Consider the following 23,616-nt stretch of genomic DNA (forward strand, 5'->3'; position numbering starts at 1 on the left):
CGCCACCGTCATCGCCCGACAGTATAGCGACGGGGAATATGTATATGCATAGATGACCGCACCGCGCTCGCTGGTATCGAGCGGTTGCCGTTTCTAAGGGATTTCCCGCCTACGGTCATGCGCGTGGCGTGCCGTCAAAGACTTATCCCGTCACGCCGTTACGGCGCGCTTGTTCGATCGACCGACCTCACTTACCCATGCGCACCCTTTCCCTGAATCAGAAACTCGCCTCGATGATCGTCATTCTGTGGCTCGGCCTGCTCGTGATCGCCGGCATCGGCGCGTGGCAGACACGCGCGTCGATGATCACGGACCGCCGCGACCAGCTGGCGTCGCTGGTCGCGCAGGCGACGAGCGTGACCGACCACTACTACAAGCTGTCGCAACAGAACGCGTTGCCGGAGGCCGACGCGAAGCAGAAGGCGCTCGAGGCGATCGCCGCGATGCGCCACGGCACCGACGGCTATATCTCGGTCAACGACTCGAAGCCGGTGATCGTGATGCATCCGATCAAGGCCGAACTCAACGGCAAGGACGTGTCGAATTTCGCGGATCCGAACGGCAAGCACCTGTTCGTCGAGATCGTGAAGGCCGGCAACGCGGAAGGCGGCAAGGGCTTCGTCGAGTATCTGTGGCCGAAGCCGGGCGCCGACAAGCCGCAGGACAAGACCAGCGCGGTGCAGCGCTTCGCGCCGTGGGACTGGTATCTCGTGACCGGCATGTACATGGACGACGTGCGTTCGGCGGTGCTCGCGAGCGTCGGCCGCTGGCTCGCGATGACGGCCGTGCTCGGCGCAATCGCGACCGTCGTGATGGTGATGGTGCTGAAAAGCGTGCGCGCGAACCTCGGCGGCGAGCTCGAGGTCGCGCTCGACGCCGCGCAGCGTATCGCCCAGGGCGACCTGACCGCGCGCGTGAACGTCAAACGTGACGACCGCGGCAGCCTGATGCATGCACTGCATACGATGCAGAGCGGGTTGATCGACATGGTGTCGCGCGTGCGGATGGGCACGGAGAACATCAACGTCGGCGCGGGCGAGATCGCGTCGGGCAACACCGACCTGTCGCAGCGCACCGAGGAGCAGGCAGCCGCGCTGGTGCAGACCGCGTCGAGCATGGACCAGATGACCGCGAACGTGAAGCAGAACGCGGACAGCGCCGCGCAGGCCGCGACGCTTGCCGGCCAGGCCGCGCAAGTCGCGTCGCGCGGCAGCGAGGTCGTCGACAATGTCGTGCGCACGATGAACGAAATCACCGACCGCTCGCACAAGATCGGCGACATCATCGGCGTGATCGACGGGATCGCGTTCCAGACCAACATCCTCGCGCTGAACGCGGCCGTCGAGGCGGCGCGCGCCGGTGAACAGGGCCGCGGCTTCGCGGTGGTCGCCGCCGAGGTGCGCTCGCTCGCGCAACGCTCGGCGACGGCCGCGAAGGAGATCAAGTCGCTGATCGTGTCGTCGAACGAAACCGTCGAGCATGGCGCGACGCTGGTCACGCACGCGGGCGAGACGATGGCTGAGATCGTGCAGTCGGTGCGGCGCGTGAACGAAATCCTCGACGAGATCAGCCATGCGTCGCGCGAGCAGAGCGCGGGGATCGAGCAGGTCAACCGCGCGGTGGGCGAGATGGACCAGGTCACGCAGCAGAACGCGGCGCTCGTCGAGCAGGCCGCGGCCGCCGCGCATTCGCTGCGCGACCAGGCCGAAGCGCTGCGCGACGCGGTCACGCGATTCGCATTGCCGGCCTGAGGGGGGTGGAAGCGGGCGGAATCGGGGCGATTTCGGCGATTTCGGCGATTTCGGCGATTTCGGCGGTTCCGTCGATTCGGTCGATTCCGTCGATTCGGTCGATTCGGTCGATTCGGTCGATTCGGTCGATTCGGTCGATTCGGTCGATTCGGTCGATTCGGTCGATTCGGTCGATTCCAGCGATTCCAGCGATTCCGGCGATTCCAGCGGTTCCGGCGGTTCCGGCCGTTCCGGGCGATTCCGCGGGTTCCGGCGATTCCCAGCGGTTCCCCCTGACGGCCTGGCGCCCCCGCGGTGCCGGCCCTGCCCGGCCCGCACCGCTTTCGCGCTTACCCCGCGCCGACCGGCTGGCTCGCGCCCCCGCCGCCGCCGAACCCCAGCCCGGCCGCCCGCTGGACCAGCTCGATGTCGTTGGTCACGCCGAGTTTCTTCATCGCGCTGATCTTCTGCGCGCTGACCGTCTGCTTCCCCTTGTTCAACCGCTGCGCGATCGTCTTGATCGGCACGCCGGCCAGATAGAGGCGAATCACCTCGATTTCGCGCGTCGACAGCTTCACCGGTGGCTGGTCGTGTTCGGCGAGCGCCTCGAGCGCGCGCCGCACGAGCGGCGACAGGTAACGCCCGCCGCTGTAGCTCGAATGGATCGCGGTGACGATATGGCCGACATCGTCGAACTTGCTGACGAGGCTCGCGCCGCCTTGCGCGAGAATCGAGCGGAAAATCACCGGATTCTCGTTCCCGACCAGCGCGACGATGCCGACGTTCGGGCGCGAGCGGCGCAGCCAGTCGAACAGCGCGAGGCCGTCCATCCGCGCGTCCTGGCCGATCGCATAGTCGACCAGCACGATGTCGCAGTCGATGCGGCCGAGCGCGTCGACCAGTTCGTCCGGGGTCCGGGAGACGCCGACGAGATCGATCGCGCACGCGTCGCCGGCAATATGCTCCATGCCCGCGAGCGTCAGCGGCCAGTCGTACGCGAAAACAGTGCGAATACTGAATTTCCCCATGCGCAATTCCAGAAGGTTCGCCGGGCCGCGCGACGCGGAATGCGTGCGCGGTCGAATCGGCGTTGAATGACGTGCGAGATATTTTTATCTCGAACGTCATTCTAGGAAGCGGCGCGCGGCCGGGATATCGGACGCTGTATAGATTGGCCTGCGGGAACGTAATACGAGTTTGATATTTGCGTCGGTCCGGCCATTCGGCGGCAGGCTGAGTCGGCCGAATGGCCGACATTGCGGGCGGCGCGGGCCGCACGGACGGCCCGCAGGGTAAAATTGCGGCCTTTGCATGCCACTCCGGGCGACCGGCCGCGGGCAGCGCGCCGCTCCCGGCCGCGCGCCCGCCCGTTCGCCGCGCTTCCTCCATGACCGAATCCGATCTGCAATCCGACGACACCGCCATCCACCAGGACGGCCTCTGGCACGACAACGGCTGGACCGCCCGCATCATCAAGAACGAGGACGACGACGGCTGGGCCGTCGAGATGATCAAGGACGGCGAAGCCGAGCCCGCGCTGGTCGGCCCGTGGACGATGGGCCGCGACAAGAAGAACCCGAAGCCGATGGACGCGAACGCGTTCCGCACGCTGGTGAAGACCGCGACCGAGGTGCTGATGCGTCACGAGCAGCAGCGCCGCGCGATGCTGCACAAGGAGGTGACGGTCCAGGGCGACGACGGGCAGGATGTGTCGGTGACGCTCGACATCGTGCCGGACGAGTTCGAGCCGTATGCGCAACTGAAGGCATTCGACCCGTACGGCGAGCTGCTGGCCGACACGAAGGTGTCCGCCGGGTTCAAGCTCAACAAGGCCAGCGCCGCGCGTTGGGTCGAATCGGGCTTCGAACGGCCGGCTTGATGCGCACGGACGGGCGCTGATGGGCTGATGGGCTGATGGGCTGATGGGCTGAGGGACTGAGGGGCTGCCGGGCTGTCGAGCTGATGGGCTGGTGGGCTGGTGGGCTGGTGGGCTGGTGGGCTGGTGGGCTGGTGGGCTGGTGGGCTGACGGGCTGACGGGCTGACGGGCTGACGGGCTGACGGGCGGGCGACCCGACGGGCTTAGCGAGCCGACGTGCTAGCGCGCCGATGAGGTAGCGGGCGATAAGCTAGAGAGCCTACGGCCGCGCGACGCCGCACCGCGCCGCCCCGGACCGGGCCCAACCCGCATCAACCATGCAGGCTATGCAGCCCGTGCGCGATCATCAGGCGGTACAGCGTCGCGCGCGAAATCCCCAATTCCGCCGCGACGTCGGCATGCTGGTGCCGATGCCGCAACAGCGTTTCCTCGATCGTGCGGCGCTCGGCCTGCCGGCGCGCCTCGGCGAGCGTCGGCGGCCGGTGCGACGTGTACTGGCTCAGCTCGAGATCGACGGCCGAGATCAGCGGGCCGTTCGTCATCACGACCGCGAAGCGGATCCGGTTGATCAGTTCGCGCACGTTGCCCGGCCACGCATGATTGTGGATCGCCTCGATCGCGCATGGCGTGAAGCCGCGAATCCGGTGCGCGCCGTCGTCGCGATAGCGCCGCAGCACATGATCGGCGAGCAGCATGATGTCGCGGCCGCGCGCGCGCAGCGGCGGTTCGTCGATGCGCAGCACGCACAGGCGGTAATACAGGTCCGCACGGAACCGCCCCGCCTGCACCGCGGCCTCGAGATCGACATGGGTCGCGGACACGATCCGCACGTCCACCGGAATCGACACGCGCCCGCCCAGCCGCTCGATCTTGCCCTCCTGCAGGAACCGCAGCAGGCTCGTCTGGCTCTCGAACGGCATGTCGCCGATTTCGTCGAGAAACAGCGTGCCGCCGTGCGCGGCCTCGATGCGGCCGATCTTGCGCTGGTGCGCGCCGGTGAACGCGCCGCGTTCATGGCCGAACAGCTCGGCCTGCAGCAGCGTCGACGGGATGGCCGCGCAATTCACGGCGATGAACGGCGCGTCGACGCGCGACGAATGCTGGTGAATCGCCGCCGCGGTCAACTCCTTGCCGGTCCCGGATTCGCCGGCGATGAACACGGCGGCCTCGGTGTTCGCGACCTTGCGGATCGTCGCGAACAGCCGGCGCATCGCGCCGCATGCGCCGATCATCGCCCCGCCCGGCGGCGCGGCATCGACGGCCGGTTTTTCGCTGTCCACCAGTTTCAGCATTCCGTACGCATGGCCGACGAGATAGCCGATCGTCCTGCAGGCGGTCGCATTGCCCACGTAGTCGAAGCAGCACTGGCGGATCAGGCGCGCGACGGTGGCGTCACGCAGCCGCTCGTCGTCGGCGAGCGCGACCCAGCCGATACGCGGATCGCGCAGCAGCGCCTCGAACGACGCGACGTCGGGTGACGCGAAGCCGTCGAAATCGACGATGCCCGCATGCAGGCGGTTCGCCTTCACGAGATTGAGTGCGTCCGCAACGGATTTCGCCCGCCATACGTTCCAGCCGCGCGATGCGAGACAGTCGACGAGCCACGCATCGGGATGCTGCGACAGATAGACGAGCGGGCGCGTGAGCGCGGCAGGGGGACGCCGGCCCGGGACGAACGGCGGCATGCATGCGGCCCGTTCGCCGTCGTGCGGGCCGGACAGTCTGATCGGGCAGTAATGGTTCACGGCACTCGCCTTCCCGGATCAATCGTTTTCGACATTCACTCCCGTGGCATGCCGGCATACGGCAGCCGCTTCAACGACCGAAAATGCGCGAATAGACGGCGTTCGAGCTAGTCCAGCCAGCGCCGGTATGTGTCCGGCGCAATCGATACGGCCCTGCACGACCGAAGCGGGATCGGCGTCAAACTGACCGGCACGAACAGCGTGGCCCATCCGGATGAAGGCGCGCACCGCGGTCCACAGGTCGTCGTGCGGAACGACAGGCGTTCCAGCACGCGCAACGCGCGGATGCCGGGAAAACGGCGGCGACGACCCCGCGACGCAGGCACTGCATCGCGAGTCGTACGACACGCTGCGCGGCTGCTCCAAGGGTGCGCAAGGAATGCGCGGATCACGTCATGGCTTCTGGTCTTCATCATCGTGTCCCCGAGTGCCTATTGACGAGTTGGCCACGCGCCATCCTTGCTGCATCGGATCGACCGCTCGCCGGTACATCCAATATCGCAAGCGGCATGCCATGCGTGATTCCATCGACGGTTGCGCGTCGCATACCGTCCGCGAGGCTTGACCTATCGTCGGGAATCGCCTGTTTTGTTTCAGGAATGTATCGCGACAACCGTCGGGGGCTTGCGCCTCGGCTCCGGCAAACCGTCTGCATATCGAAAAAACGAGGGCGTGCGATACGCGCGACAAACATTTCCGAAGTGATATCGGTCGCGGCTACCATTGCAGAAACCTGGTCGTACCACGCGCGATCTACGCGGAAGGTCCGTCATTGCGCGATCTTTTTGCGCGCCTCGAGCGGTCGGCCTGCATCTGGCCCGTTTCCGGCCGGCAGTTGCCGCATGGGTCCGTCCGCGCACCTGCGGGATACACGCGTGAAACCGAAGTTCGTGCGCGACCCGCAGGGACTCGGGCTCGCCGCCACCGCAATAATCGACGCCGCCGGCTACGTGCCGAGCAACTCCGTCTTGCGCAGATGCACGACGTCGCGCATCGGCGGTGCGCCGAACAGCCGGCTGTATTCGCGGCTGAATTGCGACGCGCTTTCGTAGCCGACTGCCGCGGCCACCGAACCGACGTCGCCGCCCTGTCGCAGCAACAGCCGCCGCGCCTCGTGCAGCCGCAGCTGCTTCTGGTACTGCAGCGGGCTCAGCGTGGTCACGTGCTTGAAATGATGGTGCAGCGACGACACGCTCATATTGACCGCCTGCGCGAGCGTATCGACGCGCATCGGCTCCGCGTAGTGATCGCGAATCCACTCGATCGCGCGCGCGATCCGGTGCGTCTGGCTGCCCGCGACGGCCATGTGCCGCAGCCGCGTGCCCTGCCCGCTCGTCATCAGCCGGTACAGCAGTTCCTTCTCGATCAGCGGCGCGACCACCGGAATATCGGCCGGCGTATCGAGCAGCCGCAGCAGCCGCAGCGCGGCATCGAGCAGCGGCGGCGTCAGCTCGGCGAGCGCGATGCCCTCGCCTTCGGGGCCCGCCTCGGGCTCCGGCAGCCGCATCTCGGCCGCGAGTTCGACGATGCGCTGCAGATCGAGCGTCAGTGACATGCAGAGATACGGCGCGTCCGGCGATGCCCGCGTGACGCGCGAGAGAATCGGCAAGTCGATCGACGTAATCAGGCAGTTCTGCGTGTCGTATTCGTACGTCTGGCCGGCCACGATCACGCGCTTCGCGCCCTGCGCGGCGATCACGAGCGCGGCGCGCGACACGCCGCAGCCGAGATCGACCGGATGCGCATGCCGGTGCAGCATCAGCGCCGGCACCGCGGTCGAGTGGGAGCCGTCCGCCGGCGCGAAACGGCCGATCAGCGACGCCAGTTCGCGCCGTCCGGATTCGCGCGACGCCGCGATATCGGTCATGTCCATGACGGATTCCTCACTTCATTTCCCTGGATCGCGGGAGCATAGCGAATCGCTTGCCGCCGCGCCGGGGATTTGCAGGATTGTTCAATAAATTTGCAGGATTGGGTAGACGTAAAAACCGACCGTTCGCGCACACTGCCACCTGATCCGGCTCATGCCGGGTTTTCCCCACGGAGACAAAAATATGCCCACCACGTTTGTCCTGAACGGCAAGAGTGTCACGCTCGATGCCGATCCGTCGATGCCCGTCCTCTGGGCGATCCGCGAGCACGCGGGGTTGACCGGCACGAAGTTCGGCTGCGGCATGGCGCAATGCGGCGCCTGCACGGTCCACCTGGAAGGCCAGGCCGTGCGCTCGTGCGTGCTGCCGCTCGCCGGCGTCGCGGGCAAGCACGTCACGACGATCGAAGGCGTGCAGAGCAAGCCCGCGCAGGCCGTGCAGGCCGCCTGGGTGAAGCTGCAGGTGCCGCAGTGCGGTTATTGCCAGTCCGGCCAAATCATGTCGGCCACCGCGTTGCTCGAACAGAATCCGAAGCCGACCGACGCGGACATCGACGCCGCGATGAACGGCAACCTCTGCCGCTGTGCGACCTACGCCCGCATCCGGGCCGCGATCCACGACGCCGCAGCGACGCTGGGAGCCTGACCATGACGATCGAACTCGACAACCCCGATTCGGTGCGACCGTCGCGCCGCACCTTTCTGAAGGCCGCGGGCGCTGCGGCCGCCGTCAGCCTGACGATCGGCTTCGAATGGGCCGGCCTCGGCCGCCGCGCGCTCGCCGCGACGGCGCCCGCCGCCGACTTCGCGCCGAACGCATTCCTGCGCATCACGCCCGACGGCAAGGTCACCGTGATCGCCAAGCACGTCGAAATGGGCCAGGGCGCGTATACGGGCATCGCGACGATCGTCGCCGAGGAGCTCGACGCCGACTGGTCGAGCGTGCGCGTCGAAAGCGCGCCGGCCGATGCGAAGCGCTATGCGAACCTCGCGTTCGGCACGATGCAGGGCACGGGCGGCAGCTCGGCCATGTCGAACTCGTGGCAGCAGTTGCGCGAAGCGGGCGGCAAGGCGCGCGCGATGCTCGTGTCGGCCGCGGCGGCCCGCTGGAAGGTGCCGGCCGGCGAGCTGACCACCGCCAACGGCGTCGTCACGCATGCGAAGAGCGGCAAGACGGCCGCGTACGGCACGCTGGTCGCCGATGCATCGAAACTGCCGGTGCCCGACAAGGTCACGCTGAAGCAGCCGGCCGACTTCAAGCTGATCGGCCATCGCATTCCGCGCGTCGACGGGTCGGCCAAATCGAACGGCACCGCGCAATTCACGCTCGACACCACCTTCCCCGGCATGCGCGTCGCGCTGCTGCAGCGCCCGCCGCGCTTCGGCGCGACGGTCAAGTCGTTCGACGCGACGGCCGCGAAGGCCGTGCCGGGCGTGGTTTCGGTCGTGCAGGTGCCTAGCGGCGTCGCGGTCGTCGCGACCGGCTTCTGGGCCGCAAAACAGGGCCGCGACGCGCTGAAGGTCGAATGGGACGAAGCGAACGCCGAGAAGCGCGGCTCGGACGAGATCATGCGCGAATACCGGCAGCTCGCCGCGAAGCCCGGCGCGTCGGCGCGCAAGGACGGCGATGCCGACGCGGCGATCGCGGGCGCCGCGCGCAAGATCAGCGCGACCTACGAGTTCCCGTATCTGGCCCATGCGCCGATGGAGCCGCTCGATGCGGTCGTCAAGCTGACGGCGAGCAGCTGCGAGATCTGGGCCGGCGACCAGTTCCAGACGGTCGACCAGGGCAATGCCGCCAAGGTCGCGGGCCTGAAGCCCGAGCAGGTGCGGATCCACACGCTGTACGCGGGCGGCAGCTTCGGCCGGCGCGCGAACGCGTGGTCGGACTATGTGGTCGAGGCCGTGTCGGTCGCGAAGGCGCTCGGCGCAGACGGCAAGCCGGTCAAGCTGCAGTGGACGCGCGAGGACGACATCCAGGGCGGCTTCTATCGCCCGATGTACTTCCACAAGCTCGATGCAGGGCTGACGAAGGACGGCAAGCTGGTCGGCTGGCGCCACCGGATCGTCGGCCAGTCGATCCTCGCCGGCACGCCGTTCGAGGCGTTCATGGTGAAGAACGGGATCGACGCGACGTCGGTCGAGGGCGCGGCGAACCTGCCGTACGCGGTACCGAACGTGTCGGTCGAGCTCACCACCACCAAGGTCGGCCTGCCCGTGCTGTGGTGGCGCGTGGTCGGCAGCTCGCACACCGCGTATGCGGTCGAGGCGTTCGTCGACGAAGCCGCACACGCGGCGGGCAAGGATCCGTACCTGTTCCGCCGCGACCTGCTCGCGAAGGAGCCGCGGATGCGCGCCGTGCTCGAGCTGGCCGCGCAGAAGGCCGGCTGGGATCCGGCGAAACCGCTGCCGAAGGGCCGCGGGCGCGGGATCGCGGTGGCCGAGGCGTTCAAGAGCTATGTCGCGCAGGTGGCCGAGGTGTCGGTGGACGCCGACGGCAAGGTGAAGGTCGAGCGCGTGGTGTGCGCGGTCGACTGCGGGATCGCGATCAACCCGGACATCGTCGCCGCGCAGATGGAAGGCGGCATCGGCTTCGGGCTCGGCGCGGCGCTGCACAGCGCGATCACGCTGAAGGACGGCCACGTCGAGCAGCGCAACTTCGACGGCTACCACGTGCTGCGGATGGCGGAGATGCCGAAGGTCGAGGTGCATATCGTGCCGTCGGCGGAAGCGCCGACCGGCGTCGGCGAGCCGGGTGTGGCGCCGATCGGGCCGGCGGTCGCCAACGCGATCTTCGCGGCGACCGGCAAGCGGCATTACGTGCTGCCGTTCGACTCGGGCGATAGCGCGAAGGCTTGACGGGCGGGTGAAACGCCGGCCGTGCGACGGGAACGTCGCGCGGCCGGTTTTTTTATGCCGCGCTGCCGCCCGCAGCCCGCCGCCCGCGACGCGATCGCCCGGGATCGCTCATTCCTGTTCGACCTCCGGCCAAAGCTTCGGGAACAAAAATCGAAGTGCCGCAAGCGGCAACCCGAAGGAAAGCTCGCCGCGGTGCGAGTCGGGTTTGATGTAGGGTTGAATGTAGGGTTTGGTGTCGCCGATTATTTCGACTTATATCCATGATTTATATGCGATTTCCATTTCAGGGAGTCGGGTCGAATGTAGGGTTCCACGTCGAGTTTGTTTGGCCGAACTTTGCGCAGGCCGAGGACGGCACTGCGGTGACCTCGTCATCGGCTCATCCCCACGTTACGCCGCCCGTAACGCCCGTAACGTTCCCAACCGATGCTACGTAACAATCCTTCAATATTGGCCGTGCCCTTCCCGAGCGCGCCGCGCGTCCCGCGTTAAAAATTCTTTTAGATTCAACGCCGGCGGGCCGCCCACCCCGCTCCCACCCTCTGTCGCTGCCCCCCACGCCCGCCCTGGCCCGGAAGTTGCGGTACATGACCCGCAAACACTCCTTTACGGACATGCGAGGGCCACCATGGATTGCAAATACCTGTACATCGACAACATAAAAATCAACTTCGTGCGCCGCACGATCGAAATCGACAACAAAATCGTCGACGTCACCCCGCGCGAATTCGATGTCGTCGAATTCCTGCTCGACAACATGAACAAGATCGTGCCGCGGCAGGCGATCCAGGAAGCGGTCTGGGGCCGCGAGCTCGGCGTGTCGTCGCGCACGCTCGACACCCATATCTCGCGCATCCGTTCGAAGCTGCAGCTCGATCACGACAAGAACCTGCGGATCATCCCGATCTATGCGGTCGGCTATCGGCTGGTGCTGTTCGGCGCGGCCATGACGCACGTCGAGCGCCACGACGCGGCGCCGATCCTGCGCGCCGCGCCGCTGTCGGCGCTGGCCGCCGACTACGCGTAACACATAGCGGCTCACCCACGCGCCGCCATCGCGCGGCGCGCCGGTAAGGTTCCCCTTCCTTGCGTGCCGCGCGTGCGACATGCAGCGCCTCGCGGCCCGGCACGCGCGCCTCCTCGCCGCAAAACGAAACGACACGACACGACCGCCGCCTCCGGGGCGGCGGCCGCATTTGCGCGGACGACGCCACGGGCGGCCACGCGGCCCCGCCGCCGCGCAACACGCTTCGTAGCTCGCCGCCACCCGCGCGCCCACCGCACACCTACGACTACGGATTCCGGCACGGCACACGCCCGGCGCCGTCCCTACAATCGACGCAGCAGCCGCGCGCCCCGGCGCCGCCGGCCACAACAACCTGTCGAACCAACGCCGAATCCGCCCTGATCCCGCCGTGCCTGCGCTGTCCCTGACGAATGCCGACGCCGGCGACGCCGCGAACCGGGCTCCGCCCGCCGCCGCCACCCCGGCCGCCGCCGCGGTCGCGCTCGACGCGTCGCCCTATCTGCCGCGCCTGTCCGCCGCCGCCGCGCGCGGGCTGTCGCACGCGTACGGCGCGACGGCCGCGGTTCCGGTCACGCTCGGCGAACACGCGTACGAGGTGCGCTGGCGCATCGATGCCGAACCGGCCGCCGACGCGCATGCGTACCGCTTCGTCATCGGCCCGGCCGCCGGCACGCTGTGGATCGATCCGCTCGCGGAAAGCGAGTGGCTCGGCGACGCGGCCGACCCGGCCGTGCCGGCCGTGATCCGCGCGGCGCTGCTCGCCGATCTCGCCGCGCCGCTCGCCGCCGCGCTGCAGGCCGCGACGCGGCAGCGCGTGGAATTGCTGCCGCCGCCCGCGAGCGTGCCCGCGTGGCGCACGGCGCCGGCCGCGCTGCGCTTCGAGCTGCGTCGCGCCGACGGCGCGTGGCGCTGCCACGGCGCGCTGCTGTTCGATGCGCCGGACGCGCTCGCGGTGTTCTTCGCGACGCCGGCGGCCACGCGAGCCGATACGCGCGCCGCGTATGCGGGCCTGCCGGTGCCGCTGGTATTCGAGATCGGCCGGACCGAGCTGACGATGGCCGAGCTGGCCGACGTCGTCGGCGGCGACATCATCGCGATCGAGCACTGGCGCGCGCACGAGCAGAACCTGCTGTGCGTCGCGCGGGTGCCGGCCGCGCCGGCGTGGGAAATCACCGGACGGCCGTCGGGCAACCGGCTGACCGTCGAACGAATCAGGGAGATGCCTTTGGAACCGACCCGCACCGATACCCCGACCGCGACCACGCACGACGCATCGGCCGACGATGCGCCGCGCTCGCTCGACAGCCTCGCGGTCGACCTGCGTTTCGAGTTGCCGCCCACGTCGATCCCGCTCGGCGAGCTCGGCACGCTGCAGCCCGGCGCGGTGATCGAACTGCAGCAAGGGATCAACCAGAGCGTGATCCATCTCGTCGCGAACGGGATGCTGATCGGCACCGGCCAGCTGATCGCGGTCGGCCAGAAGCTCGGCGTGCGCGTCGTCACGCTGACGCAGCCCGCGCCGCGCGAGCGCTGAACGATGGGCAACCTGCCGAATCCGGTCGCGCTGATCGCGGTGATCGCCGCGCTCGGCATCGCGCCGTTCGCGGCGCTGATGGTGACGAGCTATACGAAGCTCGTGGTCGTGCTCGGCCTGCTGCGCTCCGCGCTCGGCATCCAGCAGGTGCCGCCGAACCTCGTGCTGAACGGCATCGCGCTGATCCTGTCGCTGTTCATCATGGCGCCGGTCGGGATGTCGATCCGCGACGCGCTGCAGTCGCGCCACTTCGATGCATCGGGGCAACTGTCGACTTCCGATATCGGCGTACTCGCCGATGCCGCGCTGCCGCCGATCAAGGATTTTCTGGTGTCGCATACGCGGCAGCGCGACCGCGAATTCTTCGTGCGCACCGCGACGTCGGTCTGGCCGAAGAATCGCGCGGACGGCATCAAGGACGACGACCTGCTCGTGCTGGTGCCGAGCTTCACGCTCGCCGAGCTGACCAAGGCGTTTCAGATCGGCTTCGTGATCTATATCGTGTTCATCGTCGTCGACCTGCTGGTCGCGAACATCCTGCTCGCGCTCGGGATGCAGATGATCTCGCCGACGACGATCTCGGTGCCGTTCAAGCTGCTGCTGTTCGTCGCGCTCGACGGCTGGTCGCTGCTCGTGCACGGGCTCGTGCTGTCGTACCGCGTGGCGGGGGCGGGATGAACGCGCGCGGCCCGCGCTCCGCCGTTGCGAGCCTGTGCGCGCTGGTCACGACGCTCGCACTGGCGCTCGCATGGGTGGCGCTGCAGCCGCGCAGCGCGCACGCGGCCGGCAGCGCCGCAGGCTTCGCGCAGCTCGCGCGCGCGTGCGCGCCGAACATCGACCCCGACACGCTCGCCGCGCTGGTGCGCACCGAGTCCGGTTTCAATCCATATGCGATCGGCGTGGTCGGCGGCCATCTGGCGCGCCAGCCCGCGTCGCTCGACGAAGCGCGCGCGACCGTGAGCGAGCTGGCCGCGCGCGGCTTCAGCTACAGCGTCGGCCTTGCGCAGGTGAACGAGCGCAATTTCGCGAAATACGGCCTCGACGATGCGACGATGTTCGAGCCATGCCGCAACCTGCGGGCGGGCGGCGCGATCCTGACCGAATGCTTCGCGCGTTCGTCGAACACCGGCCGCCCCGCGCAGGCCGCGTTGCGCGCGGCGCTGTCGTGCTACTACAGCGGCAACTTCACGACCGGTTTCTCGAGCGGCTATGTGAGCCGGGTCGTCGCGAGCGCGCAGCGCAACGCACGCGAAGGCGGCGTCGAGCCGATTCCGGTGGTGCGCGACGTGCCGCCGCCAGCGCGACAGCGACGCATGGACGCGGCCGCCACCACGCCGCCCGAACGCGCGCGCCGGCTCGCGTCGCCCGCGGCATCGGCCGACGCGCCGTCGTGCCATGCGCGCCCGGTCGTGATGATGTGCCGCGGGTTGTCGGCAAGCCAGGCGAAGCGGCTGTGCGTGCGGTGTCTCGATCAGTGAGCGGCGACGCGACACAGGCGTGACCTCGGCGTGACGCGCGGGAGATGACGCGGCACGCCGCGTCATCGCGCATCATGCGGCGCGCTGGGCCTCCAGCCACGCCTGAAACATCAGCACGGTCCACAACTGGTGCTGCCAGTTCATCCGGCCCGACTGGTGCTGCCGCCACAGCCGCTCGACCGCCTGCGCATCGAAGAAGCCCTCGTCGCGCAGCCGCGACGGCTGCAGCAGCGCATCGGCCCAGTCGCGCAATGCGCCGCGCAGCCAGTGATCGACGGGCGCGCAGAAGCCCTGCTTCGGCCGGTCGATCAGCGACGACGGCACGTACTGGTCCAGCAGCCGGCGCAGCAGCGCCTTCGACTGCCCTTCCGGCAAACGCACCGACGCGGGCACGCGCCACGCGAATTCGACGACGTGATGATCGAGGAACGGCATGCGCGTCTCGAGGCTCACGGCCATCGCCGCGCGGTCGACCTTCGCGAGGATGTCGGTCGGCAGGTACGTGAGCGTGTCGATCGCCATCGCCTGCTCGGCGAAGCTCAGGTGCGCGGGCCACGCGGAAACGGTATCGAGCGGCGTCGGCGGCTCCTTCCCGGCGAGCGCGATGCGCTCCGGATGATGCACCGACGACATCAGCAGCCGGTACAGCCCGATGCGGCTCTCGGCCGTCATCACATGGCCGAGCTTGTGCAGCCGGTCGCCGATACGGGACGCCGATTCGCGCGCTTCCACGCCGCTCCACGCGCCCTGCGCGACCGCCGCGAGCTGGTCCGCATGGTCGGGGCGCAGCGCGTGAAGCGCGGCGGCGATCCGCGCACGCACGGCCGCCGGCACGCGATGCAGCTTGCGCCAGAGGCGCGGCGTCAGGAAGTAGCGCGTATAGCCGCCGAACAGCTCGTCGCCGCCGTCGCCGGACAGGCTCACCTTCACATGCCGGCGCGTCAGCTCCGACACGAGGAAGGTCGGAATCTGCGACGCATCGGCGAACGGCTCGTCGTAGATCGTCGGCAGTTTCGGCACGACGCCGAGCGCATGGTCGGCCGTCACGTAGAGCTCGGTATGCCGCGTGCCGAGATGGCGCGCGACCGCCTTCGCATAGCCGGCCTCGTCGTAGCCGGCCTCGTGAAAGCCGATCGTGAACGTGTCGACGGGGTTCGTCGACTGCGCCTGCATCAGCGCGACGATCGCCGACGAATCGACGCCGCCCGACAGGAACGCGCCGAGCGGCACGTCGGCTTCCATCTGCCGCGCAACGGCCTGCCGCAGGATCGCGTCGAGCTGCCCGACGGCCTCGTCGGCGCTGCCCTCGAACGGCCGCTCGCGGCCCGCCTCGATCGCCTGCTCGAGCGTCCAGTACGCGCGCACGGGTGGCGTGTCGCGCGCATGCTCGAACTGGATGAAGGTGCCCGGCGGCAGCTTGCTGATGCCGCGATAGATCGTATGCGGCGCGGGCACGCTCGACTGGCGCAGGTACAGGCACAGCGCGTCGCGATCGATCGTGCCGTCGAAGCCCGGATAGCCGCGCAGCGCCTTCAGCTCCGACGCGAACACCAGTGCGTCGCCGATCCGGCCGTAGTAGAGCGGCTTCTCGCCGATCCGGTCGCGCGCGAGCGTCAGCACCCGCGACGCGCGATTCCACAGCGCGAACGCGAACATGCCGGTCGCGCGCCGCAGCGTCGCCTCGACGCCCCACGCGACGATCGCCGCGATCAGCACCTCGCTGTCGGAGTGGCCGCGCCACGCCGGTGCGCGACCCGCGCGCTCGAGCTCCGCGCGCAACTCGCGATGGTTGTAGATTTCGCCGTTGAAGACCATGACGTAGCGGCCGCACGCGGATGCCATCGGCTGCCGGCCATGGACCGACAGATCGACGATCGCCAGCCGCCGGTGGCCGAGCGCGATACCGGCTTCCGGGTCGACCCAGAGGCCCTGTCCGTCCGGCCCGCGATGCGCAAGGCTCGTCGTCATTCGCGCGAGTGTGCCGCGCGCTGTCTCCTCATCGAAGGCGACGCTATTCAAAAAGCCGTCGATTCCGCACATTTGATTTGTCTACCCCTGTTGACCTGTCCCGTCAGCGGCGGCGCGACTTCGCGGCCCGCCGTCCCACTGACGGTCGAGCCATATTACGAAGAAATAAATCAGCAATAATTCATGGGTGAACGTCAGACGAACCAGGAAAAAAAACGGCGTCAAGTGCCGCGGGCGCGGCCGGCAGGCTGAGAAGTAGGACCACATCGCAGCGAAACGCGCAGGCCGGCGTTCCGGCCCCCGATACACGGCCCGCGTCAGATAGCGCCCGTCGCCCACTTCAGCAACTGCGCGACCTCGCGGAAATGCTGCTGCTGGATCGTGCCCTTTTCAGGAGTGCTGTCGTATAGCGCATGCGCGAGGCCGGCGTTCGCGAGCGTCGGGCGCAACGCGTCGCGCGCGAGCCGCACGATCCGTTCGGCCGCCTCGCCCTCGCCGCGCGCAAGCACCCACGGCAGCGTGCCGATCCCGCCGTAGTAGAGCGCGACCGCGACGCTCGACGAATAGACGACCACCGACGCGAAGCCGATCCGGTCCTGCAGCGACGAGAACTGCGCTTCGCGCGCGAGCTGCCGGCGCTTCGCCTCGATATGCGGGTCGCCTTCGTCTTCCTTGTGCTCGCGACGCACTTCCTCGATCGACATCTTCATCTTCTGATTGAATTCGTGCCGCTGGTGCACGATGTCGATCAGCGCCATCACGATATAGATCAGCGCGGCCCAGCCGAACAGCAGCATCAGCAGCTTCACGATCAGCGCGAGAATCGACATCGGCCGCGTGAAGCCGGACTGCACCGACGGATCGAGCGACTCGACGATCAGCCAGCCGAGCGTCGCGGCCAGCAGCACGGTCTTCAGCAGCATCTTCGCGAGGTTCACGAGGTTGCGCATCGACCACATGTTCTTCAGCCCCTCGGCCGGATTGAGCCGCGACAGCTGCGGCACGAGCCGGCTCCACGCCATCACGCCGCCCACCTGCACGAAGCCCGCGAGCAACCCAGCCAGCAAACCGGCCGCGACGATCTGCGCGGACAGCATCGCCCAGTCGCGCGCGGCGCCGTCGATCAGCGCCGCGAGCCGCGCGGACGGGTCGGCCGCGCCGGCCGCGTCGAACACGAGCCGGAACAGCGCCTGCAGCCGCGCGAACAGCGTGCCGAGCCCGACCGCGAGCGCGACGCATACACCGACGAAGAACGCCGACGAGATCGTCTCCGCGCTCTTCGGCACATCGCCTTTCTGGCGCGCCTCGCGCAGGCGCTTCGCGGTCGGCTTCTGGTCCTTTTCGGCCATGGTCGCTCCGGCTCCGGCGGCCCGTCACGCGCCGCCGTGCGCGGCGAACAGCGCACGCAGCAGCGCCATCAACCCGCTGTCGGGGCTCAGCAGCGCATGCAGCGACGCGTACACCACCGGCAGGAACAGCACCATCATCAGCACCGCGAGCGCGCTCTTCACCGGCTGCGCGAACACGAAAATGTTCAGCTGCGGCACCGCGCGCCCGACCAGGCCGATGCCGAGCTCGACGAGCACCAGCACGATGATCACCGGCGCGGCGAGCTTCACCATCCATTCGAAGATCGTGTCGGTCTGCCGCACGACGAAGGTCTCGAGCATCGACGAGAAGTCCGGGCCGAGCGAGCCGATCGGCCACCACGCATACGACTGCGCGAACAGCTGCACGAGCACCTGCAGGCCGCCCGCCGTGACGAACAGCGCGATCGCGACGAAATTGAGGAATCCCGACGTCGGGCCGCCTTCGTGGCCGCCCATCGGATCGAAGAACGCGGCGCTGCCGCTGCCGGTCTGGAAATCGATCAGGTAGCCGACGCCCTGGATCGCGAACAGCACCGCGCTGAACGCGCCCGCGAGCAGCATGCCGACCACCGCCTCCTTCGCGACGAGCAGGCACCACATCAGGAACGGCAACGCGGCGACCTGCGCCGGGTCGATCACCGGCGCGACGAACGCGGCGATCACGACCGCGATCCCGTTGCGCACGAGGCCCGTGATGATCTGCTCGTTGAACACCGGCACGACGAACATGATCGGCAGCAGGCGCGGCATCACGTAGAGCAGCGGGCGCAGCGTGCCGGCGATGTCGTTGAAGTTCGCCGCGTGGTCTAGCATCGGCGCTCCGCGGCCGTGGGGGCGGTGTCGTCGGCAGAGTCGGCCGAATCGACCGAATCGGCCGCGTCGGTTGCGTCCGCCTCCGCATCCGCTGGTCGCGACCTCATCTGCGCATCGAACGCGGCGGCCATGTCCGGCTGCCCCGCTGCGTGGCCTTCCGCGTCGCCCGCCCACACGCCGGCCGTCGCGAAACGCCGCACCGCGTGCGCATCCGCGACTTCGTCGGCGTCGCGCTCGACCCGCGCCGCGCGGGCCTGCAGCGCCTTCTCGCCGGCCTTGTCGAGCTTGTCCTCGGCGGCCTTCGCCTTGCGCGCGGCGCGCTGCAGATCGGCGAGCGTCGCCTCGTGATCGCGATGCACGTGGGTGGCCTCGCTCACCGACGCATTCGCGACGCCGATATGACGATCGAACGTGCGCGTGTCGGCCGCCGCGTTCTGCAGCGCGCGCGCCTCGCGCACGTCGTCGGCGAGCCGGGTCTGGATCGCGGCCTTCGCGGCGACCTGCTGGGCGAGCTGCGCCTGCGCGGCGTCGAGCGCGCGACGGCTCTGCGCGGCGATGCCCTGCTGGCGCGCGGCCGCGACGCGCGCGATCTGGCTGCGCATCTCGCGCACGCGCTTCAGGCGTGCGAGTGTCGCGAGCACGAGGCGGTCGTCGGCTTCAGACATGGTCGTTCGCGAGTTTCGTCAGCTTCGCGAGCAGCGCGTCGAAGCGCACGTCCTCGTGCGAGCCCTGCGCGCAGAACGCACCGATCGCATCGCGCGCGCGCAGCGCGAGATCGCCGAGCCGGTCGCTGCCCTCGCGATACTCGCCGATCTGCACGAGCAGCTCGATTTCCTGATACTTCGCGATCAGCTCGCGCACGCGCGCGGCCGATTGCTGATGTGCGCGGCTCGCGACGAGCGGCATCACGCGCGACAGGCTCGCGAGCACGTCGATCGCCGGATAGCGGTTCGCGAGCGCGATCTTGCGCGACAGCACGATATGGCCGTCGAGGATCGAGCGCACTTCCTCGGCAATCGGATCGGATTCCTCATCGCCTTCGACGAGCACCGTATACAGCGCGGTGATCGACCCCGTCGCGCCCTGCCCCGCGCGTTCGAGCAGGCGCGGCAGCACGGCGAACGTCGACGGCGGAAAGCTGCGCCGTGTCGGCGGCTCGCCGCTCGCGAGGCCGACCTCGCGCTGCGCGCGCGCGAAGCGCGTGAGCGAGTCGACCAGGAGCAGCACGCGCTTGCCCGCATCGCGGAAATGCTCGGCGATCGCGGTCGCGACCAGCGCGGATTTCACGCGCTCCATCGCCGGACGATCGGACGTCGACACGACGACGATCGAGCGCGCGCGCACTTCGGGCGACAGGCTGTGCTCGATGAACTCGCGCACTTCGCGGCCGCGTTCGCCGACCAGCGCGATCACGTTCACGTCGGCCTGCGCGCCGCGCGCGATCATCCCGAGCAGCGTGCTCTTGCCGACACCCGACGGCGCGAAGATGCCGACGCGCTGGCCGATGCCGAGCGTCATCAGGCCATCGATCACGCGCACACCGGTCGGAAACGGCGTGTCGATCATCTTGCGCGCGAGCGGATTGGGCGGGTCCTGCTGCGTCGAGACCCACGCGGCGCCCGTCACCGGCCCGCGATCGTCGAGCGGCCGGCCGAGCCCGTCGAGCACGCGGCCGAACAGCGCTTCGCCGACCGGGAACACATGCTCGCGCCCCGACGGCACGACGGTCGTCTCCGGCGACAGGCCGGCCACGTCGCCGAGCGGCGTGAGCAAGGTGGTCTGCCGCGAGAAACCGACCACTTCGGCGAGCAGCGTCGGCTGGTTCGGCGTGCGCAGCTCGCAGATTTCGCCGAGCCGCGCGCGGATGCCGGTCGCGTTGAGGATCTGTCCGACCGCATGATTGACGCGGCCCTGCACCGACACCGGCGAGAAGAACGCGAGCCCCGCATCGAGGTCGCCCACGAGGCGGCCGCGATCGAACGGCGCGGCATCGTCGTCGCTGTCGCCACCGAACGGCTGCGGATCGTCGAGCGGCCCATTCATCGCGTCGTGCCCTTCAGCGCGTCGCGGCGGATCGCCTGGCGCAGCGAGTCGATCTGCAGGTCGAGGCTCGCGTCGATGCGTCCGGACGGCGTCTCGACCGTGCATGCGTGACGTTCGAGCTGCGCATCCTCGACGATGCGGATCCGTTGCCGGTTCGACTGGCCGGCGAACGCGCGCTCGAGCGCATCGCGCATCTCGTCCTGCCGGCCGGGCGCGACCCGCACGATCAGGAATGCCTCGTCGCGCACGAGCGGCGCGATCCGCGCGAGCGCGGCCTCATACAGCTTCTGCGTGGCCATCTCGCCGACGATCGCGCGCACGGCCTTCACGACGATATCGGCCATCGAATCCTTCATCGACTCCATCGTGCGCGCGGCGGCCAGCGCCTGCGTATAGGTCTGCGCCGCATGCTCGCGCTGCGCGCGGCGCATGCCTTCGTCGTAGCCGGCCGCCTGGCGCTTGTCGAATTCGCGCTGCGCGTCGGCGACGATGCGCGCGGCCTCGTCGCGCGCGGTCGCGATCACCGCGGATGCATCGAGCAGCGCCGCATATTCGCGCTCCTTGAGCACCTTGCGCTCCGACAGCAGCTGCAGGTTGTCGCTCGTGATCAGAAAAGCCAGTCCCATGACGCAAGCCTCTCGGGAATCAGAAACAGGAACAGCAATTCGCCGAACTGGTCGCGCTGCGCGCGGTTGAGCCAGTACGGCGCCTCGTCATCGATCGCGCGGTTGAATTTCAGGCGCACGCGCCGCGCGACCGCGTCGCCCGTCACGCCGATGAAATCCGCGAGCAATCGGCCGCCGCGCGCACGAATCACGACCGGCAGCGCGGCCGGATCGGCACGCCACGGTTCGAGCGTTTCCGCGAGCGCGCCGAATTCCGGCGCGCGCTCGAGCGCGAGCTCCAGCGCATCGCCGCCGAGCTTCGCCGCGACCTCCGCACGGATGCGCCGCACGCTCAGCGCATCGCGCAGCCAGCCGCGATGCAGCAGCAGCCCCGCATACGACGCGAGCTGCTCGAGCGCCGCACCGGGCAGCAGCGCGAGCCGCGCGCACGGATTGGCCACGTCGAAGTCGTGGTGCGCGGCCACGCCGTTCGCGTCGAGCAGGTGGCGGGCCAGCAGCTTGCGGCCGGCCGGGCCGAACGCGTCGGGCGAGCGATAGCGCGCGGGCCACTCGGCCGGCACGCGCGTCACGTGCAGATAGCGGTCGGGCCGCAGGTTGAATTCGCAGACGAGCGCGTGAAACGCCGCGCGCCGCCCGGCAGGCGGCGGCGCGATCGGGTGCAGCCACGGCAGCGACGCGGCGTCGGGCGTGACGCCCGGCGGCAACGCCTGAGGCTCGCTCATGCGCCGTCGCGCGCGCCGTCCGGCGTGCGCAGGCTGCCGCCGCCCGACTGCGCGGCCCCGCCGCCGGCCCCGTTCGCACCGCGCGGTGTGCCAACCAGCCCGGCCAGCCGCGCGCCGAACATCCCGCGCCGCGCGGCCGACAGCGCGATCACCGCGCAGGTCAGCAGGATCAGCGCGAACACCAGCCAGCCCAGCGGCGAGCGCAGCCGCAGGATGTCCGACACCGCGCTGCCGATGCCGTCCACGCGCGTCGTGCGCGCGGCGGCCGGCTGCAGGAACAGCGACACGTTGTCGTACTGCAGCCCCTCGATGCTGTGCGCGACGAGATCCTTGACCATCGGCGCCATCGCGCGCAGGTCCACGCCCGGCCGGTAGCGGATGTACACGGCCGCCGACGACGGCTTGATCTTATCCGCGAGCGGATCGTTCTCCGGAATCACGACCTGCACGCGTGCGACCACCACGCCCTCGATGTCCTGCAGCGTGCGCGACAGGTCCTGCGACACGCCGTACAGGTAGCGCACGCGCTCCTCGGCCGGCGTCGAGACGAGCCCCTGCTTCTGGAACAGCTCGCCGAGGCTCGCATAGCTCGGCTTCGGCAGCCCGTTCGCCTGCAGCACGGTCAGCGCCGACTGCATGTCGCCGTCCGCGACGCTCACGAGCCACGCGTTGCGATCCGACGTGTCACGCGCGTCGTTGTCCTTCGACGCGCTGATGCCCGCGTCGCCGAGCACGGCGACCATCTGGTTCGCGTCGCGCTCCGACAGGCCGGAGTAAAGCTCCTTCTGGCAGCCGGCCAGCAGCGCGAGCAGCCCCGCGAGCAGCGCACGCGCCGCCCGGCTGCGCCACGCATGCATGCGCGGCGTCGAATCGATCGTCGTCATCGTTTGTCCACTCAGGGCGCGCGGCCCGTTTCAGGCACACGCACCTCAGGGTCGTCCCATGCCTCGCGCCCCGCCCGTCCGGCGGCCGGCGCAATCCCGTCATGAGCAGGAACGGATCCCGGTCACTCCTGCGTCTTCAGCACCGTGTGCGTGAAGCCGTTCGCCGCCTGCGCGACCGACAGGCTCAACTGGTATTCGGAAATCGTGGTGGTCGCCGTCCACTGGAAATCCATCGCCTGCACCATCGTCATCAGCGGATCGCTGCGGTTGTCCGCCATCGACGTCAGCATCTCGGTGCGATGCTTGTCGATGTTCGCGTACCGCGTGTCGAGATCGTTGCCATACGTGCGCAACCGCTCGACGAGCGACGAATGGTTCGCCTGCGCGGGCGTCGCGGGCGTCATCTGCACCGCCGGCGCCGCATCGGCCGCCACGCGCGACATCGCGACGCCCGATGCCGACGGCGACGCCGCGGCCGCACCCGGCTGCATCAACGCATCGAACTGGCGCACCTGCGCCGGATCGGACGCCGTGCCCGCCTGCTGCACGGCCCCCGCGAGCGCGGCCGCGCCCGGCGGCGCCGCGCCTACGCCTGTTACCGACATGATCGTGTCCTCCTTGACCGGCAGAGCCGGCAATAAGCCGGCCGGCACGCACACCCGCCCTACCGGGCGCCCGTCATGGGCGGCCCCGGCATGTGGCGTCGCGCGGCACGGCCGGCGACCGGCGTCATGCGCGGCCGGCGGAACTCAGGTGTTGCGCAACCTGGGCGTTCGCCGTCCCTTCCTGCGCGGTCACTGCGTTGCTGGTTTCGAACGTCGCGGTCGACTGCTGAACCTGGAAGTTGATCTTCGTCAGTTCGAGTTGCGTCTTGGTCAGGTCGTCCGCCTGTTGCTGGACTTGCTGCGTGTTGGTTGCACCACCCGTATTACCCGCTGCCGAGGCACCCATGATTCGCTCCTTTACGTGAAGAACATCACCTGCTTTCCGGCGCGGCCCCATGCCCCGCCGGCACCGTGACGCGCCGCTCGTGCGCGGCGTGTCGCGTCCTGCGCGCACCGCGCGAAACG

Annotated in this window: 21 protein-coding genes; 8 read left to right on the forward strand and 13 right to left on the reverse strand. The window is 69.0% G+C overall.

Annotated features, from left to right (window positions below; all coding sequences use genetic code 11):
• Positions 1-197: 197 nt before the first annotated feature.
• Positions 198-1,751 (forward strand): methyl-accepting chemotaxis protein, encoded by a 1,554-nt coding sequence (locus ACP26O_RS18675; protein ID WP_165753470.1) that lies wholly within the window; start codon positions 198-200, stop codon positions 1,749-1,751.
• Between the two features lie 329 nt (positions 1,752-2,080).
• Here ACP26O_RS18675 and ACP26O_RS18680 read toward each other — a convergent pair whose 3' ends face one another.
• Positions 2,081-2,758: a response regulator transcription factor gene (locus ACP26O_RS18680; RefSeq protein ID WP_011659196.1), complete on the reverse strand. Its 678-nt coding sequence runs from the start codon at positions 2,756-2,758 to the stop codon at positions 2,081-2,083.
• 359 nt (positions 2,759-3,117) lie between these two features.
• On the opposite strand from ACP26O_RS18680, the gene ACP26O_RS18685 reads away from it, so the two are divergent.
• Positions 3,118-3,609 carry a hypothetical protein gene (locus tag ACP26O_RS18685; protein WP_175663507.1) on the forward strand — a complete coding sequence of 164 codons (492 nt, stop codon included), beginning with the start codon at positions 3,118-3,120 and terminating at the stop codon, positions 3,607-3,609.
• A 309-nt stretch (positions 3,610-3,918) separates the two neighbouring features.
• On the opposite strand, the gene ACP26O_RS18690 is transcribed toward ACP26O_RS18685, so the two are convergent.
• Both ACP26O_RS18690 and ACP26O_RS18695 read right to left on the reverse strand, forming a co-directional pair.
• Positions 3,919-5,292 (reverse strand): sigma-54 dependent transcriptional regulator, encoded by a 1,374-nt coding sequence (locus ACP26O_RS18690; protein ID WP_244098971.1) that lies wholly within the window; start codon positions 5,290-5,292, stop codon positions 3,919-3,921.
• Between the two features lie 1,006 nt (positions 5,293-6,298).
• Positions 6,299-7,225, reverse strand: a complete 927-nt coding sequence (locus ACP26O_RS18695; RefSeq protein ID WP_011659200.1) for an AraC family transcriptional regulator — start codon at positions 7,223-7,225, stop codon at positions 6,299-6,301.
• A 181-nt stretch (positions 7,226-7,406) separates the two neighbouring features.
• Here ACP26O_RS18695 and ACP26O_RS18700 point away from each other — a divergent pair, with 181 nt between their 5' ends.
• The 6 genes from ACP26O_RS18700 to ACP26O_RS18725 all read left to right on the forward strand — a co-directional run bounded on the left by ACP26O_RS18700 (position 7,407) and on the right by ACP26O_RS18725 (position 14,120).
• Positions 7,407-7,868, forward strand: coding sequence for a (2Fe-2S)-binding protein (locus ACP26O_RS18700; protein WP_012366480.1), 462 nt, complete (start codon positions 7,407-7,409; stop codon positions 7,866-7,868).
• Positions 7,869-7,870: 2 nt separating this feature from the next.
• Entirely contained in the window at positions 7,871-10,081 is a 2,211-nt protein-coding gene (locus ACP26O_RS18705) for a xanthine dehydrogenase family protein molybdopterin-binding subunit (RefSeq protein ID WP_175663505.1), read from the forward strand.
• 628 nt (positions 10,082-10,709) lie between these two features.
• Positions 10,710-11,108 carry a winged helix-turn-helix domain-containing protein gene (locus tag ACP26O_RS18710; protein ID WP_166726267.1) on the forward strand — a complete coding sequence of 133 codons (399 nt, stop codon included), beginning with the start codon at positions 10,710-10,712 and terminating at the stop codon, positions 11,106-11,108.
• Between the two features lie 388 nt (positions 11,109-11,496).
• Positions 11,497-12,642 carry a type III secretion system cytoplasmic ring protein SctQ gene (gene sctQ, locus ACP26O_RS18715; RefSeq protein WP_175663504.1) on the forward strand — a complete coding sequence of 382 codons (1,146 nt, stop codon included), beginning with the start codon at positions 11,497-11,499 and terminating at the stop codon, positions 12,640-12,642.
• A gap of 3 nt (positions 12,643-12,645) precedes the next feature.
• Entirely contained in the window at positions 12,646-13,320 is a 675-nt protein-coding gene (gene sctR / locus ACP26O_RS18720) for a type III secretion system export apparatus subunit SctR (protein ID WP_006755970.1), read from the forward strand.
• Positions 13,317-14,120 (forward strand): lytic transglycosylase domain-containing protein, encoded by an 804-nt coding sequence (locus tag ACP26O_RS18725; RefSeq protein ID WP_175663503.1) that lies wholly within the window; start codon positions 13,317-13,319, stop codon positions 14,118-14,120. The genes sctR and ACP26O_RS18725 overlap by 4 nt, the downstream gene beginning before the upstream one ends.
• 72 nt (positions 14,121-14,192) lie before the next feature.
• On the opposite strand, the gene asnB is transcribed toward ACP26O_RS18725, so the two are convergent.
• The 10 genes from asnB to ACP26O_RS18775 form a co-directional block, all read right to left on the reverse strand.
• Positions 14,193-16,160 carry an asparagine synthase (glutamine-hydrolyzing) gene (asnB, locus tag ACP26O_RS18730; RefSeq protein WP_175663502.1) on the reverse strand — a complete coding sequence of 656 codons (1,968 nt, stop codon included), beginning with the start codon at positions 16,158-16,160 and terminating at the stop codon, positions 14,193-14,195.
• A 245-nt stretch (positions 16,161-16,405) separates the two neighbouring features.
• The gene (locus ACP26O_RS18735; protein WP_175663501.1) at positions 16,406-17,437 is read right to left on the reverse strand and encodes an EscU/YscU/HrcU family type III secretion system export apparatus switch protein; all 1,032 of its coding nucleotides are present in this window, start codon (positions 17,435-17,437) and stop codon (positions 16,406-16,408) included.
• Positions 17,438-17,461: 24 nt separating this feature from the next.
• Entirely contained in the window at positions 17,462-18,271 is an 810-nt protein-coding gene (gene sctT, locus ACP26O_RS18740) for a type III secretion system export apparatus subunit SctT (protein ID WP_006754499.1), read from the reverse strand.
• Positions 18,265-18,936: a hypothetical protein gene (locus ACP26O_RS18745; RefSeq protein ID WP_175663500.1), complete on the reverse strand. Its 672-nt coding sequence runs from the start codon at positions 18,934-18,936 to the stop codon at positions 18,265-18,267. Before ACP26O_RS18745 ends, sctT begins: the two co-directional genes overlap by 7 nt.
• A complete protein-coding gene (gene sctN / locus ACP26O_RS18750) occupies positions 18,929-20,314 on the reverse strand; it encodes a type III secretion system ATPase SctN (RefSeq protein ID WP_175663499.1) in 1,386 nt (461 codons plus the stop codon). The genes ACP26O_RS18745 and sctN overlap by 8 nt, the downstream gene beginning before the upstream one ends.
• Positions 20,311-20,940: a type III secretion system stator protein SctL gene (gene sctL, locus ACP26O_RS18755; RefSeq protein WP_175663498.1), complete on the reverse strand. Its 630-nt coding sequence runs from the start codon at positions 20,938-20,940 to the stop codon at positions 20,311-20,313. Before sctL ends, sctN begins: the two co-directional genes overlap by 4 nt.
• Positions 20,922-21,662 carry a SctK family type III secretion system sorting platform protein gene (locus ACP26O_RS18760; RefSeq protein WP_175663497.1) on the reverse strand — a complete coding sequence of 247 codons (741 nt, stop codon included), beginning with the start codon at positions 21,660-21,662 and terminating at the stop codon, positions 20,922-20,924. Before ACP26O_RS18760 ends, sctL begins: the two co-directional genes overlap by 19 nt.
• Entirely contained in the window at positions 21,659-22,546 is an 888-nt protein-coding gene (gene sctJ, locus ACP26O_RS18765) for a type III secretion system inner membrane ring lipoprotein SctJ (protein WP_041491499.1), read from the reverse strand. The genes ACP26O_RS18760 and sctJ overlap by 4 nt, the downstream gene beginning before the upstream one ends.
• A gap of 122 nt (positions 22,547-22,668) precedes the next feature.
• Positions 22,669-23,151: a hypothetical protein gene (locus ACP26O_RS18770; protein WP_105830405.1), complete on the reverse strand. Its 483-nt coding sequence runs from the start codon at positions 23,149-23,151 to the stop codon at positions 22,669-22,671.
• Between the two features lie 124 nt (positions 23,152-23,275).
• Complete coding sequence (locus tag ACP26O_RS18775; protein ID WP_041491501.1) at positions 23,276-23,497, reverse strand: hypothetical protein; 222 nt, start codon at positions 23,495-23,497, stop codon at positions 23,276-23,278.
• Positions 23,498-23,616: the final 119 nt, after the last annotated feature.

The sequence above is a fragment of the Burkholderia sp. R-40 genome (assembly GCF_049942845.1).
In the GTDB taxonomy this organism is placed as follows: domain Bacteria; phylum Pseudomonadota; class Gammaproteobacteria; order Burkholderiales; family Burkholderiaceae; genus Burkholderia; species Burkholderia ambifaria.